The sequence below is a fragment of the Paucilactobacillus nenjiangensis genome (genome assembly GCF_005405445.1).
Taxonomy (GTDB): domain Bacteria; phylum Bacillota; class Bacilli; order Lactobacillales; family Lactobacillaceae; genus Paucilactobacillus; species Paucilactobacillus nenjiangensis.
The window spans coordinates 1-13,011 of the sequence record NZ_BJEB01000013.1; the positions used below are offsets into that span (position 1 = coordinate 1).

Sequence of the window (13,011 nt, forward strand, 5' to 3'; positions counted from 1 at the left end):
GATTGTAAAATAAAAGAACATCCCGAAGGATGTTCCAATATCTGGGTCACCAATACCAGTTGACGAAGACCCAAAAATAAAAATATCGCAAAGTCAGCAAACAGCTGATTTTGCGATATTTTTTTATGCTTTGATAGCTTTGACATATTCTTCAATCGCTGCACTAGCATTGTCTGGATCATTTTCAACTAGCTTCACAATTCCAGAACCAATAATAGCTCCATCTGCAATTTCATTCATTTTTTCAACTTGTTCAGGTGTATGAATACCAAAACCCACTGCAACTGGTGCATCAGTGTATTTCTTAATTTCAGCGACACTAGCACTTAAGTCATGACTCATTTCGTTGTCATCACGAACGCCAGTAATTCCAAGTGATGAAACTAAGTAGACAAAACCTGTACTATCTTTGACAATCTTTTGAATTCGATCACCTGAAGTTGGAGCTACTAATGGAATGATTGATACTCCATGACCTTCTGCCAAGTCGGCAATTTCACCACGTTCTTCATATGGTAAATCCGGAATCACAACGCCATTGACATCGAGTTCTTGACACTTTTCAAAAAATGCTTGGTAACCATAATCAAACAACTTATTTAAATAGGACAAGAATACCAATGGCACATCGGTTTGTGCGCGAATCATTTTGACAATTTCAAAGACTTTAGTCGTTGTAATTCCAGATGCAAAGGCACGTAAGCCACCAGCTTGAACTACGGGACCATCTGCGGTTGGATCGCTAAATGGAATCCCCAGTTCAATCACATCTGCCCCGGCATTAACCATTGATAATACATAGTCAACACTCTTTTGCATGTTAGGATCACCAGCAACTGTAAAAGCTACCAATGTTTTTGGATCTGAAAACGCATCTTGTAATTTAGTCATGAATATCCACCCCTCTGTAACGAGCAATTGCGGCAACGTCCTTATCGCCACGACCGGATAAGTTGCATACAATAATTTGATCTTTACGCATTGTTGGTGCTAATTTTTTCACATAAGCAACCGCATGGCAGCTTTCAATTGCTGCTACGATACCTTCCTGTTGAGCGATATATTCAAAAGCGTCGACCGCTTCGTCATCAGTAATCCCAACATATTCTGCGCGATGAATTTCTTGTAAGAAAGCATGTTCAGGTCCAATCCCAGGATAATCGAGTCCAGCTGAAATTGAGTAAACTTCCTTAATATCACCATCATCATCTTGGAGGAATTTTGATTTCATACCGTGAAAAATACCAGTCCGGCCTTTTCCAAGTGTGGCTGCATGTTGATCCGTATCAATGCCCTTCCCAGCAGCTTCACAACCAATTAAGCGAACATCTTTGTCATCAATAAAGTTGTAAAAGGCACCCATAGCGTTACTACCACCACCGACGCAAGCCAAAACGACATCTGGTAATTTACCAGTTTGTTCTAACAATTGGGCTTTGATTTCTTCACTAATAACAGATTGAAAATCACGCACCATCGTTGGAAATGGATAAGGTCCCATGGTTGAGCCAATCAAATAATGAGTATCATCAACCCGACGAGTCCATTCTTGCATCGCTGCGTTAACAGCATCCTTTAGCGTTCCTGTACCCGTTGTCACTGAGTGCACTTTGGCACCTAGTAGTTCCATCCGGTAAACATTCAACGCTTGACGCTCAACGTCTAATGAACCCATGAAGACTTCACATTCCATCCCCATCAATGCGGCAGCGGTGGCAGTGGCAACCCCATGTTGACCAGCACCAGTTTCCGCAATTAAACGCGTTTTTCCCATCCGTTGGGCCAATAAAGCTTGTCCCAAAACATTATTCAATTTATGTGAACCAGTATGGTTCAAATCTTCCCGTTTGAGATAAATTTGCGCCCCGCCCAAATCTTCTGTCATACGTTTTGCATGATATAACAATGATGGACGTCCAGCGTAGTTATTTAATAAATCCTTCAATTCAGCCTTAAAGTCTGGATCATCTTTGTACTTATTATATGCGGCAGTTAACCGATCAATTTCACCCATTAATGTTTCTGGTATGTACTGACCACCAAATTGACCGAAGCGGCCTGCTTTTGTTTGTTCTTCTACTTTATCCATTATGTGCCTCCTGTGTAAATTTGCTTATTTTTGCGGAATCTTTTTGTTGATATGTTTCTACTCCCGAACTAACATCGACAAAGTCAGGTTGGATTGCTTGTATAGCTTTAGCGACGTTTTCTGGGGTTAATCCACCAGCCAAGAAAACTGGTTGATCAGGTTTTTTGATCTGAGTCCAGTTAATTAACTGGCCCGACCCTGGATTTTGTCCATCATACATCACGTAATCCGGTTTAGTAATTAGCTCTTCCCCTGGATGAATAACTTGAGTCACTTGCAAACCTAACGCTTGAATTTTTGTCACTGTCTCTTGATTTTGTTTGCCATGAATTTGAATTACCGACACGGTTTTGTCCTTAGCGAGCTGTTCGATTTTTTTCATATCTGGTTCTACAAAAACCCCAACCGTTTTGATGTCATTGTCTAAATGAGTTCTGAAATTTTGGGCAGTTGGTACGCTGATTTGACGACGACTATCGGCAAATACAAAACCCGCCATTTCTGGATGCGCGTTGTTGACGGCCTCAATATCTTCAAGTCTCATTAGCCCACATATTTTAGCCTTTGCCATAACTACGCCTCCTTTAATTCCCGAATCATCGCTTGTTTATCATCACTTCTCATTAACGTTTCGCCAATCAATGCGACGTGAATATCGTGTTGCTTTAATTCCACTACATCTGCCGGTTTTTTGACGCCACTTTCGGCAACAAAGATTTTATCAGATGGAACTAATTTTCTTAATCGTTCACTGTTCGAAAAATCCACTGTGAAATCTTTTAAATTACGATTATTGACGCCAATGATTTTGGCTCCTGCCGTTAGTGCCCGCTGAATTTCATTTTCATCATGTGCTTCGACTAAAACTGATAAACCAAGTGAGTCAGCTAAAGCCAGATTAGCTTGCAATTCTTGGTCAGTTAAGATTGCCACAATCAACAAAATTGCTGATGCCCCCGCAACTTTTGCTTCGTAAATCATATATTCATCAACAACAAAGTCTTTGCGTAGAACTGGAATGCTAACCTCAGCAGCAATCTCTCTCAGGTATTCAATCGAGCCTTTAAAGTATTCTGGTTCCGTTAACACTGAAATAGCATCAGCGCCGGCTGCATCATACGATTTGGCGATTTCCAAATAAGGAAAGTCTTCTGCAATGATTCCCTTTGAGGGCGAAGCTTTTTTGACTTCAGAAATGATATTCAATCCATCCTTTGCCAACGCTTGTTCAAAAGGACGTTCCTTTTTTACTGGCATTGCCAACGCTTGTTGTTTCATCTCATCAGTGCTAATTTGTTGCTTACTTGCAGCAACTCTTTTTTTAGTGGATGCTACTAAGTCATCTAAAATCATGCAACTGCTCCCTTTGTAAATGTCACAATTTGATCCAGTTTCTTTGCGGCTAACCCACTATTGATTGTTTCAGCTGCCTTGTTAATGCCATCAGCCAAACTCAATTCTGGGTTAGCAACGTGTAAAGCCGCTCCAGCATTCAAAAGGACAACATCGCGTTTAGGTCCTTTCTCACCGTTTAAAATTGCCCGAGTGATTGCAGCATTTTCAGCCGGTGTCCCACCGACAAGATCTTCTGGTTTGCAAAGTTCAAATCCATAATCAAGTGGATTAATTTCGTATTTAGTCATTTTGCCATTTCGAATTTCAATTGTATCTGTTTTGGTTGTTAAGGTAACTTCATCTAATCCGTCTTGGCCATGAACAACCATGGCATCTGTCACGTTCAAGCTAACCAGCACATTGGCAAGATCTTGCATCATTTTTTGATCGTAAACTCCAAGTAATTGCCGACTGGCATGTGCTGGATTTGTCAGTGGTCCAAGTACGTTGAATACCGTTCGAATTCCCAATTCCTTTCGAACAGGACTCACATAACGCATAGCCTTGTGATATTCTTGTGCAAAAAGGAAAGCAAAGCCGGCCTCTTTCAATAATTTTTCACTTTGTAATGGGGTTAAATTAATATTCATCCCTAAAGCTTCGAGTACGTCTGCCGCACCACTCTTTGATGATGCAGCACGGTTACCATGTTTGGCAACTGGGATTCCTGCCGCTGCAACGACGATAGCTGATGTAGAAGAAATATTAAAGCTGTTTGAATGATCTCCACCAGTTCCAACTATTTCTAGTACTTCTTCGCCAGCTTCAAATGGTTCCGCATGGTTGCGCATCGCTTTGGCACTTCCGGCAATTTCGTCTGGATTTGAATCCTTCATATTCAATGCTGTCAGGTATGCTGCAATTTGAATATCATCAGTTTTACCATCCATAATTTCGTTCATTACTGTTTCTGCTTCTTCAAAGCTCAATTCTTCTTTAAGTGAAAGTTTCTTAATTGCTGATTCAATCATTTTAAATTCCTCATTTCAATTTTTATTAGTTTAATTTGATTAGTTATTATTTTTGAAGTTTGCCATCGTGTCATCATGTTGATCTCCCTTGAATTTTCTAAATTTGTTCCATATCGTGTTCGCCAGTTAATCGAGTAATGTCACACTCTCATAATCACAAAAAAATCCGCCCACATAACAAAATACAATTTGTTATAAGGACGGATTCTCCGCGGTGCCACCTTAATTCAGAACGTACTAGTTATTTTCTGGGATAATTTAGGAACAAAACAATTACTAAAATTATTAAGTCCTTAAATCATCCACCTGAAAAATTAGTACTAACGAATAAAATCGTTTCTACTCTTTGCAGAATGCAAACACATTCCTGACAACTGACGCGTGTCTGACGTAATGCGGTACTTGCAGTTAGGTTTGATTAACTCAGCTTCCAAGAACAATTCTCTCCGTTTAATTACAAATTTCATCTCACATTCTTCGAATGTAATCTGTAATTTTCATTAATACTCAAGAATTACCGTTCTTGTCCGCTACCTGGCTGCTTTCAGCATTCCCTCCGTGGTCCATTTAACAATCTGCGTTCGGTTGAACTCCCAGCTACGTCAACTCTCTGTGCGTGCACGATTATCTTGATCTCCACTTCATCGGTTTCATGTGGACAAATATTAAGTTGTAAATAGATTAAAACATGATTAGAACTTTGTCAATACTTTTTAATTAAGTTATTTGACAATTGCAGAACACTCTAAGAAATTTTCAATTATTTGGTCACCTAATCCTGGTTGCGTCATCACTGATTCGGGATGAAATTGAACCGCATAGATGTCCATTGATGGAATAGTCAGCGCCATAATGTCGCCATCTTCTGACATGGCAGAAACATCGAAAATTCCTGGTAATGTTGCTGGATCTGCCACGAGTGAATGATATCTCGCCACGACCCCGTCTTTATCTAAGCCATTAAATAATGGATCATTAATGTCGAAAGTCACTTCGCCTGCTTTCCCATGCATCAAGCGATTAGCCATCTTTAAGCGACCACCCAACGCCACACAAATGACTTCTAATCCCATACAAACACCTAGCATTGGAATGCGATTTGCAAAATATCTGGCAGCTTCCAAACTAATACCTGAATCTTCTGGACGGCCTGGACCTGGCGACAAAATTAGATGGGTCGGATTCATGGTTTTGAGTTCATCTAAAGTCACTTCATCGTTTTTAATCACTTTAATATCTGGATCAAATGAACCTATTTGTTGGTACAAATTATAAGTGAAACTATCGTAATTATCGATTAAAATTTTCATCATTTTGCCTCCTCAGCTTTAATAATCGCTAGATTAACTGCACGTGCTTTATTGAAGCCTTCTTGATATTCATGTTTAGGATTACTATCAGCCACAATGCCAGCTCCTGAATGGATTGTTGCTTGATCAAGTTGTGTGTACACCAGTCGAATACCAATTCCCATATCTACATCGCCGTTAAAATCAAAGTAGCCAAAACAACCACCATAAATCCCTCGAGTAATTCTTTCGTGTTTATAAATTAACTCAATCGCATGTACTTTAGGTGCTCCTGATAGTGTTCCTGCCGGAAAGACTGAATCTAATAAATCTAACGCAGTAAGATTATCTAATGCGGTCGATTCAACAACTGAGCCTAAATGCATGACCTGTGAAAATTTTAGTACTTCTGCATGTGTGGTGACTTTAACTGAGCTTATTTTACTGACGGCTCCCAAATCATTACGTCCCAGATCAACAAGCATATTATGTTCAGACAATTCTTTTTTGCTGGTGGTCAATTCTTTTTCAAATGCAATGTCTTCTGCTTCTGTTTTACCACGTCGACGCGTACCGGCTAATGGGTAGGTCATCAACTTATCATCATCACGCCGAACTAACGTCTCTGGCGATGCAACGACTGCCTGATAGGTACCCTGATGAAAATAAAATTCATAAGGTGATGGGTTATCTTGGTCCAACTGTCGTGCAATTCGAATCAAATTACCAGTCAGACGGGCATGTTGTGGATTGGAATAAATCAGCTGGAACACTTCACCAGCTTCAATTTCTTTACGAATTTCTTCCACACCGGCAGCGAATTGTGATTCGGCAAATCGCGGGGTGAAGTCATGTAGTAAGTTAAATGTTTGCAGCTCGTGGTTGGGAATTTGCAAAACCATGTTTTTCAACATCGTTAATTGTTTTTCAGCTTGTTCAACACTTTCCGTCAAATCTGTTAAGTCAACCAATTTGATAAATTCACAGACCCCACGTTCATGGTCATAGGCAATGACAATATCAGCTAATAACAGCCGTGCCAATGGTTGATGATCAGGCAAAGTAGGCAATTTTTTTAATTTTAAAACAGCCTCTTTAATATATTCATAGGCGAAGTAACCAGTAGTTCCCGCGCTAAAAGGTGGCATTCCTTCGATTTTCGGCGTCCGATATTTGGTCAAAATATCATTTAAATATTCGTGCGCATTGACTGATTGCTTGTCACCGTCAACATATACGCCATCCGCTTCGATTCTGATTTCAGCACTAGGATCAACTACGATATATGTAAATTTACTTTGGTCGTGATTATTGATAGTCAGTTGCAAGCAAGTATCATAATACTGATCCAGATAATCCGTCACTTGATAGACATCAAAATCAGCTAAATCTACTTCCACTTTCACTGGTGCATATCGATAATTTTTTGCGTATGTTTTTAATTCATCAATTGTTGGAAACATTTAAATGACCTCACTTTTTTATTTTTTAAACGTAATCACGTTATTCAATTTTGATTAAACGAGTTCCATTACTCAACTTGTTCCACATCGTGTTCGCCAGCACAGCTCCCTCATGTATAACTTCAAAATATTTATCACTTTTCAAGTTCTAATATTTTTTCTTATACTCCAGAAGCTAACCGTGTTGGCTCACACTTCAAATCAAAAAATCCGTCCACATAACAAAAATAATAACTTGTTATAAGGACGGATTTCCCGCGGTGCCACCTTAATTCAGAACGTACTAGTGATTTTCTGGGACAATTCATGAACAAAACAATTACAAAAATTGTTAAGCTCTCAAATCATCCACCTGAAAAATTAGTACTAACGAATAAAATCGTTTCTACTCTTTGCAGAATGCAAACACATTCCTGACAACTGACGCGTGTCTGACGTAATGCGGTACTTACAGTTAGGTTTGATTAACTCAGCTTCCAAGAACAATTCTCTCCGTTTAATTACAAATTCCATCTCACATTCTTCGAATGCAATCTGTAATTTTCATTAACACTCAAGAATTAACGTTCTTGTCCGCTACCTAAATGCTTTCAGCATTCCCTCCGTGGTCCATTTAATAATCTGCGTTCGGTTGAACTTCCAGCTGCGTCAACTCTCTGTGCGTGCACGATTATCTTGATCTCCACTTCATCGGTTTCATGTGGACGTATTAAATTATCAATTAGAATATATTTATTTTGAATACTTGTCAAGGGTTATCGATTTTCATTCAACAAATAACCTGTTATTCGCTCCACCTGATAAAAAAATGTATAATGAAATTATCAAGAAGAAGAGGAGTGATGTTCGTGCAAGTTTCATTACCAATCGTTGATGGCTATTTGCCTGACAAATACGGCAAGTACGCTCCTGACGAATATAAGTATGATAACCATCCAGCGTTATCGTTTCCAATTTCAATCACATCCCTGCCTGCCGAAACAGTTTCAATCGCGTTAGTCATGGTAGATGATGATGCCATTCCAGTATCAGGTTTCACCTGGATTCATTGGGCGGCTGCCAACATCCCCGCTACATTAACTGAAATTCCTGAGGATGCCAGTCGTGATGACTCCTTTCAAATGATTCAGGGTAAAAATAGTACTGCTGGAGGAATGGTTGGCGCAACTGATCCATTACAGATTCAGCGTTACAACGGTCCTCAGCCACCAGATAAGGACCATCTGTACTCGTTATACGTTTATGCTTTAGATACCAAGTTGCCATTAGAAAACGGCTACTGGCTCAATGAGTTCTATCACGCCATCGAAGGTCACATACTAGAACAAGTTAAAGTGGACTTCCTTAGCCGTAAATAATTTGATGAAAGAGAGTTGATTCGTATGTCAGATCGTATTTTTTTCAATCCAGGAGATTCAATCGCTAATATTAATGATTATCAAGAGGCTGTGCGTAAGGGCCAACTTTGGAAGAACAATAAATCACTCGATGATTTGGTAATTGCCAAAGGTCCTGATGATAAAGATTACGCTATCTTCTATGCTAAAGATGCATTACCAGAAGGCCATAAAGACCATCCCAATGCATATGAAGTAAAAAAGAAAATTTAATTGGATTTAAAAAGTAGCATCCAAAATTAATTGGGTGCTACTTTTTTTGTTGTCCAAATTCCGAAGCAAACCGATTCGTTATGCCTTATTTATTCCAGCTTACCTCATCTGCTTCGTAAAGCCTTCTCAACTTAGAATGTCATCCCCGTCAAAAATGCCTTAATTCGATCTGTTGGATGATTGAAAAATTCATCCGCAGTACCTTCAAATTCAATTTTGCCATTCTCCAGAAAGACGATTTTATTAGCGACTCGTCTTGCAAACTCCAAATTATGAGTCACCACAATCATCGATTGCTTTTCTTCGGCTAACTCCAATAACACCCGTAATACCTGGGCTTCTAGTTCCGGATCCAAAGCACTGGTTGGCTCATCAAATAAAATATATTCAGGATTCATCGCTAGTGCACGACAAATTGAAATTCGTTGCTGTTGACCACCCGAAAGTTGGTTTGGAAAACGATTCTTGGTGTCTTCCAAGCCCACCAATTTAAGTAATCGTTCAGCATTGGTCTCGGCGTCAGCTTTACTTTGCTTTAAGACGTGAATTGGTCCTTCAGTAATATTTTGTAAAATAGTCAAGTGAGGAAATAGATTCCAACTTTGAAAGACCATCCCAGTTAATTGCCGAATTTGTAATTTTTCTTTATTCGAAATGTCTTTGCTGAAATCAATTGTATGATCACTGATTTGATAAATACCACGTTCAGGCTCTTCCAACAAATTAAGCGAGCGCAATAACGTTGATTTACCAGCACCTGAAGGCCCTAGTAAGACCGTCGTTTCATGTTCTTGAAATTCCAAATTAATATCATTTAAAGCATGATGGTCAGCATACTCTTTATCAACATGTTCTAGTTTTAACATCTATTAACCCCCAGTCACAATGTAGCGTGACGTGTATCTTTCCAAGTAGTATTGCCCAATACTCAAAATTGAACAAAAGACGGCGTAATACACGGCAACCATACAATACATCAACATGGGTTCATAATTTTTAGCGGCAATTTGTTGACTGACAGTGAACATTTCCAAAATCGTAATTGAACTTGCCAGCGAGGTGTCTTTGACCAATCCGATAAATGAATTGGACACTGGTGGAATCGCCACACGCATGGCTTGAGGGAAAATAATTCTAAATAACACTTGAGAATATGACATACCAATAGCGTAGGCTGCCTCCCACTGACTCTTAGGAATTGAAATAATTGCTCCACGAACTGATTCAGAACAATAAGCACCGGTATTTAATGAGAAGGTGATAATCCCGGCGGTGAATGCATCAAGCTCCACCCCAATACTTGGCAGTCCAAAAAACACAATGAATAATTGAACCAACAATGGCGTCGACCGGAATAGCCAAATATAAAAACTGATAATCCACTTTAACAGTTTAAATAAAAATTTGGTAATGCCACTTCCTTTTGGCTCGGTTGTTCGCACTAAAGCAGTTGCTACGGCAATTACCATCGCAATTACGAACGAAATTAAGGCCAAAGGAATACTATATTTGATACCGGCCCCGACAATTTCAGGCGTAGATTTGACAATGGTGTCCCACATAATTTCATTTCCCTTCTAAACTCTATTTTTCAGTAATATCAGCCGTGAAATACTTTTCAGATAGCTTCTTCAAAGTTCCATCATCCTTTAATTCTTTCAAAGCTTTATTAATTTTCTTTGTTAAAGCCGTGTTATTTTTGTTAACTAGACCACCAATTTTAGCAGCCTTGACTTTGTTAGTTGGTACAACTTGATAGTTGAAGTCATTAGCAGCACTTGGGTTGTCTTTCAAGTAACTTAGATAGGCTTCACGCGCATTCAAGGTTCCATCAACACGTCCTTGTTTAACTAAATCAAGTGAGTTTGTAAATTCACTCGAAGAAACAACTTTTGCACCATATTTTTTGGCAGCATCTTCATTGTTGGTACCAACACCAGCAGCAATCTTCTTGTCTTTGATGTCATCGATGCTCTTGATATCTGTATTACTCTTAGCGGTAACGAGCACTTCACGAGAGTAAATGTATGGATCAGTAAATGAGAATTTCTTTGAGCGTTCAGGCGTGACAGTTACATCATTGAAGACCACATCAAACTTTTTGCTAGAAACACCGGCAATTAAGCTGTCCCACTTAGTTGGTACAAATTTAACTTTATAACCCAACTTTTTAGCCACATCTCTTGCTAAATCAACTTCGAAGCCCTTCAACTTACCATCTTCACGATATGAGTATGGTGCGTAGGTGCCTTCCAAGCCAACTGTTAATGTTCCTTTAGTTTTTAATTGAACTGAATCATTCGAACTACTACTTTTACCACAAGCGGTTAATGTGACTGCCAATAATAATCCCAACGCTGCAACACCAAATATCTTCAACCATCTTTTCATTCTTCATTCCTCCATTTTTACTCCAGTCAATAAACCTATTATAAACTAAAAACGCCCCTACCCCGTAGTGAAACGGAATAAGGACGAATTATCGTGGTACCACCTTAATTTAGGATTGTGCACAATCCCCTTTGATGTAATGCTACGCGTTAATGAGCGCCAACCACGATAATTTAACTCTTAGCTTGATTATCTAGATTTTACGAAGACCATCTTCTGAATGTTTCATATCCCCTCACACCAGCCGGGAACTCTCTAAAATGAAAAATATTCATACTCATCTTCATCGACTTTTAATTTAATTGTAACCAAAATGGTAAAGCACTCTGCACATAAAGTCAACTTTAAATTAACAGTTAACGATTGCAACTTTATTTTTCAGTAATATCTGCGGTGAAATACTTCACTGAAAGTTTCTTCAACGTACCGTCAGCTTTCAATTCTTTCAAAGCCTTATTAATTTTCTTAGTCAAAGCTGGATTGTCCTTATTCACTAGGCCAGCAATCTTAGCAGCTTTCACCTTATTAGTAGGAATGACTGTGTATTTAAAATCATTTGCTGCAGCTGGATTATCCTTCAGATAACTCAAATATGCTTCACGCGCATTCAGATTCCCGTCAGCTCGACCATCCTTCACCAACGAAAGGGCACTGGTAAATTCACTGGATGACACAACTTTAGCACCAAATTTTTGGGCAACCGTTTCGTTGTTAGTACCAACACCGGCGGCAATTTTCTTGTTTTTGATGTCATCAACACTGTTGATAGTTGTGTTGTCTTTCTTAGTAATCAAAACTTCACGAGAATAGATATAAGGATCTGTGAATGAAAACTTCTTGGCACGAGCAGAAGTAATGGTAACGTTGTTGAAGACCACATCAAACTTCTTACTTGAAACTCCAGCAATCAAGCTATCCCATTTAGTGGGTACAAATTTAACTTTGTAACCCATTTTTTTAGCGACATCTCTGGCCAACTCAACTTCAAAGCCTTTTAATTTACCATCTTCACGATAAGAATATGGTGCATAGGTGCCCTCGAGTCCAACGGTTAAAGTTCCCTTAGTTTTCAATTGAACTGAGTCACTTGAACTACTTTTACCGCAAGCCGTCAAAGTAATCGTTAATAATAAACCTAGCGCGGCAATCGCAGCAATTTTGAACCATTTTTTCATAACAAATAAATCCTCCAATATTTTACTTACAAAATGTCAGTAAGAACAGTATACCTAAGTTTGTCTATTAAAGGGGGATTTCACTGTACTATGAGAATAGTTTAATGTTTAGATTAAATCTTTTTCATAATCGACGACATTAAGCCAATTCTAGAACCATATTATGCCAAACTTCTCCGCCATGAGTTGAGTCAGATAACCCTTCATCTGTGAAACCATTTAATTCATAAAATGGTACTAACCGACCTAAACAGGTCAAAGTGATGCCATCACGTTTTGCAATTCGAGCATCGTCAATTAAGCGTTCCATTAACTTAGAACCGATTTGTTGATGTTGTGCAGCAGGTGAAACCGCCAAACTGAGCACGCTCTGGAACCCACCTTTTTCAGGATTATTAACTACTTTTTCAAATAAATCGTCAGTCAAATATCGTTGTCCAACCACTGGTCCCACAACGTAGCCTTGCACTTCGCCCTCATCGCCATAGGCCACGAGAAAAGTATCATTAATCACTTCGATTCTTTCAGCCATTGCGGGTTCAGTTGCTGCCTCGTCTGTTGTGAAACCACTATTTTCAATCGTCATAATTTCATCAATGTCAGCTGATTTTGCATTTGTAATTTTCAT

14 protein-coding genes and 1 other annotated feature are annotated in these 13,011 nt (G+C 39.1%); of the genes, 2 read left to right on the plus strand and 12 right to left on the minus strand.

The window, feature by feature from the left end; translation table 11 throughout:
* Positions 1 to 123: 123 nt before the first annotated feature.
* The 7 genes from trpA to FFM59_RS03120 all read right to left on the minus strand — a co-directional run bounded on the left by trpA (position 124) and on the right by FFM59_RS03120 (position 7,207).
* Positions 124 to 891, minus strand: a complete 768-nt coding sequence (trpA, locus tag FFM59_RS03090) for a tryptophan synthase subunit alpha (protein WP_137601601.1) — start codon at positions 889 to 891, stop codon at positions 124 to 126.
* On the minus strand, positions 884 to 2,089 hold the full coding sequence (gene trpB, locus FFM59_RS03095) for a tryptophan synthase subunit beta (protein ID WP_137601602.1): 1,206 nt from the start codon (positions 2,087 to 2,089) through the stop codon (positions 884 to 886). The genes trpA and trpB overlap by 8 nt, the downstream gene beginning before the upstream one ends.
* The gene (locus FFM59_RS03100; RefSeq protein WP_137601603.1) at positions 2,082 to 2,660 is read right to left on the minus strand and encodes a phosphoribosylanthranilate isomerase; all 579 of its coding nucleotides are present in this window, start codon (positions 2,658 to 2,660) and stop codon (positions 2,082 to 2,084) included. Before FFM59_RS03100 ends, trpB begins: the two co-directional genes overlap by 8 nt.
* A gap of 2 nt (positions 2,661 to 2,662) precedes the next feature.
* The gene (trpC, locus tag FFM59_RS03105) at positions 2,663 to 3,442 is read right to left on the minus strand and encodes an indole-3-glycerol phosphate synthase TrpC (protein ID WP_137601604.1); all 780 of its coding nucleotides are present in this window, start codon (positions 3,440 to 3,442) and stop codon (positions 2,663 to 2,665) included.
* The gene (trpD, locus tag FFM59_RS03110) at positions 3,439 to 4,455 is read right to left on the minus strand and encodes an anthranilate phosphoribosyltransferase (RefSeq protein ID WP_137601605.1); all 1,017 of its coding nucleotides are present in this window, start codon (positions 4,453 to 4,455) and stop codon (positions 3,439 to 3,441) included. The genes trpC and trpD overlap by 4 nt, the downstream gene beginning before the upstream one ends.
* A 722-nt stretch (positions 4,456 to 5,177) precedes the next feature.
* The gene (locus FFM59_RS03115) at positions 5,178 to 5,768 is read right to left on the minus strand and encodes an anthranilate synthase component II (protein ID WP_307722419.1); all 591 of its coding nucleotides are present in this window, start codon (positions 5,766 to 5,768) and stop codon (positions 5,178 to 5,180) included.
* Positions 5,765 to 7,207, minus strand: a complete 1,443-nt coding sequence (locus tag FFM59_RS03120; RefSeq protein WP_137601606.1) for an anthranilate synthase component I family protein — start codon at positions 7,205 to 7,207, stop codon at positions 5,765 to 5,767. The genes FFM59_RS03115 and FFM59_RS03120 overlap by 4 nt, the downstream gene beginning before the upstream one ends.
* Positions 7,208 to 8,055: 848 nt before the next feature.
* Here FFM59_RS03120 and FFM59_RS03125 point away from each other — a divergent pair.
* Both FFM59_RS03125 and FFM59_RS03130 read left to right on the plus strand, forming a co-directional pair.
* The gene (locus FFM59_RS03125; RefSeq protein ID WP_137601607.1) at positions 8,056 to 8,565 is read left to right on the plus strand and encodes a YbhB/YbcL family Raf kinase inhibitor-like protein; all 510 of its coding nucleotides are present in this window, start codon (positions 8,056 to 8,058) and stop codon (positions 8,563 to 8,565) included.
* 24 nt (positions 8,566 to 8,589) lie between these two features.
* A complete protein-coding gene (locus FFM59_RS03130; RefSeq protein WP_137601608.1) occupies positions 8,590 to 8,817 on the plus strand; it encodes a hypothetical protein in 228 nt (75 codons plus the stop codon).
* 131 nt (positions 8,818 to 8,948) lie between these two features.
* Here the strand turns inward: FFM59_RS03130 and FFM59_RS03135 are convergent, their stop codons facing one another.
* The 5 genes from FFM59_RS03135 to FFM59_RS03155 all read right to left on the minus strand — a co-directional run bounded on the left by FFM59_RS03135 (position 8,949) and on the right by FFM59_RS03155 (position 13,011).
* A complete protein-coding gene (locus tag FFM59_RS03135) occupies positions 8,949 to 9,683 on the minus strand; it encodes an amino acid ABC transporter ATP-binding protein (protein ID WP_137601609.1) in 735 nt (244 codons plus the stop codon).
* Between the two features lie 3 nt (positions 9,684 to 9,686).
* Entirely contained in the window at positions 9,687 to 10,379 is a 693-nt protein-coding gene (locus FFM59_RS03140; protein WP_137601610.1) for an amino acid ABC transporter permease, read from the minus strand.
* A 22-nt stretch (positions 10,380 to 10,401) separates the two neighbouring features.
* On the minus strand, positions 10,402 to 11,208 hold the full coding sequence (locus FFM59_RS03145; RefSeq protein ID WP_137601611.1) for a transporter substrate-binding domain-containing protein: 807 nt from the start codon (positions 11,206 to 11,208) through the stop codon (positions 10,402 to 10,404).
* Positions 11,209 to 11,284: 76 nt separating this feature from the next.
* Positions 11,285 to 11,505 (minus strand) — a binding site (T-box leader).
* Between the two features lie 74 nt (positions 11,506 to 11,579).
* A complete protein-coding gene (locus FFM59_RS03150) occupies positions 11,580 to 12,383 on the minus strand; it encodes a transporter substrate-binding domain-containing protein (RefSeq protein ID WP_137601612.1) in 804 nt (267 codons plus the stop codon).
* A 139-nt stretch (positions 12,384 to 12,522) separates the two neighbouring features.
* Positions 12,523 to 13,011 carry a GNAT family N-acetyltransferase gene (locus FFM59_RS03155; protein WP_137601613.1) on the minus strand — a complete coding sequence of 163 codons (489 nt, stop codon included), beginning with the start codon at positions 13,009 to 13,011 and terminating at the stop codon, positions 12,523 to 12,525.

What these genes read in the sequence shown, in the direction of transcription:
- trpB (WP_137601602.1), bottom strand. Translation starts at nt 2,089, where the DNA reads ATGGATAAAGTAGAAGAACAAACAAAAGCAGGCCGCTTCGGTCAATTT.
- FFM59_RS03130 (WP_137601608.1), top strand. Translation starts at nt 8,590, where the DNA reads ATGTCAGATCGTATTTTTTTCAATCCAGGAGATTCAATCGCTAATATT.
- FFM59_RS03100 (WP_137601603.1), bottom strand. Translation starts at nt 2,660, where the DNA reads ATGGCAAAGGCTAAAATATGTGGGCTAATGAGACTTGAAGATATTGAG.
- FFM59_RS03120 (WP_137601606.1), bottom strand. Translation starts at nt 7,207, where the DNA reads ATGTTTCCAACAATTGATGAATTAAAAACATACGCAAAAAATTATCGA.
- trpD (WP_137601605.1), bottom strand. Translation starts at nt 4,455, where the DNA reads ATGATTGAATCAGCAATTAAGAAACTTTCACTTAAAGAAGAATTGAGC.
- FFM59_RS03115 (WP_307722419.1), bottom strand. Translation starts at nt 5,768, where the DNA reads ATGATGAAAATTTTAATCGATAATTACGATAGTTTCACTTATAATTTG.
- FFM59_RS03135 (WP_137601609.1), bottom strand. Translation starts at nt 9,683, where the DNA reads ATGTTAAAACTAGAACATGTTGATAAAGAGTATGCTGACCATCATGCT.
- FFM59_RS03155 (WP_137601613.1), bottom strand. Translation starts at nt 13,011, where the DNA reads ATGAAAATTACAAATGCAAAATCAGCTGACATTGATGAAATTATGACG.
- FFM59_RS03145 (WP_137601611.1), bottom strand. Translation starts at nt 11,208, where the DNA reads ATGAAAAGATGGTTGAAGATATTTGGTGTTGCAGCGTTGGGATTATTA.
- FFM59_RS03140 (WP_137601610.1), bottom strand. Translation starts at nt 10,379, where the DNA reads ATGTGGGACACCATTGTCAAATCTACGCCTGAAATTGTCGGGGCCGGT.
- FFM59_RS03150 (WP_137601612.1), bottom strand. Translation starts at nt 12,383, where the DNA reads ATGAAAAAATGGTTCAAAATTGCTGCGATTGCCGCGCTAGGTTTATTA.
- trpC (WP_137601604.1), bottom strand. Translation starts at nt 3,442, where the DNA reads ATGATTTTAGATGACTTAGTAGCATCCACTAAAAAAAGAGTTGCTGCA.
- trpA (WP_137601601.1), bottom strand. Translation starts at nt 891, where the DNA reads ATGACTAAATTACAAGATGCGTTTTCAGATCCAAAAACATTGGTAGCT.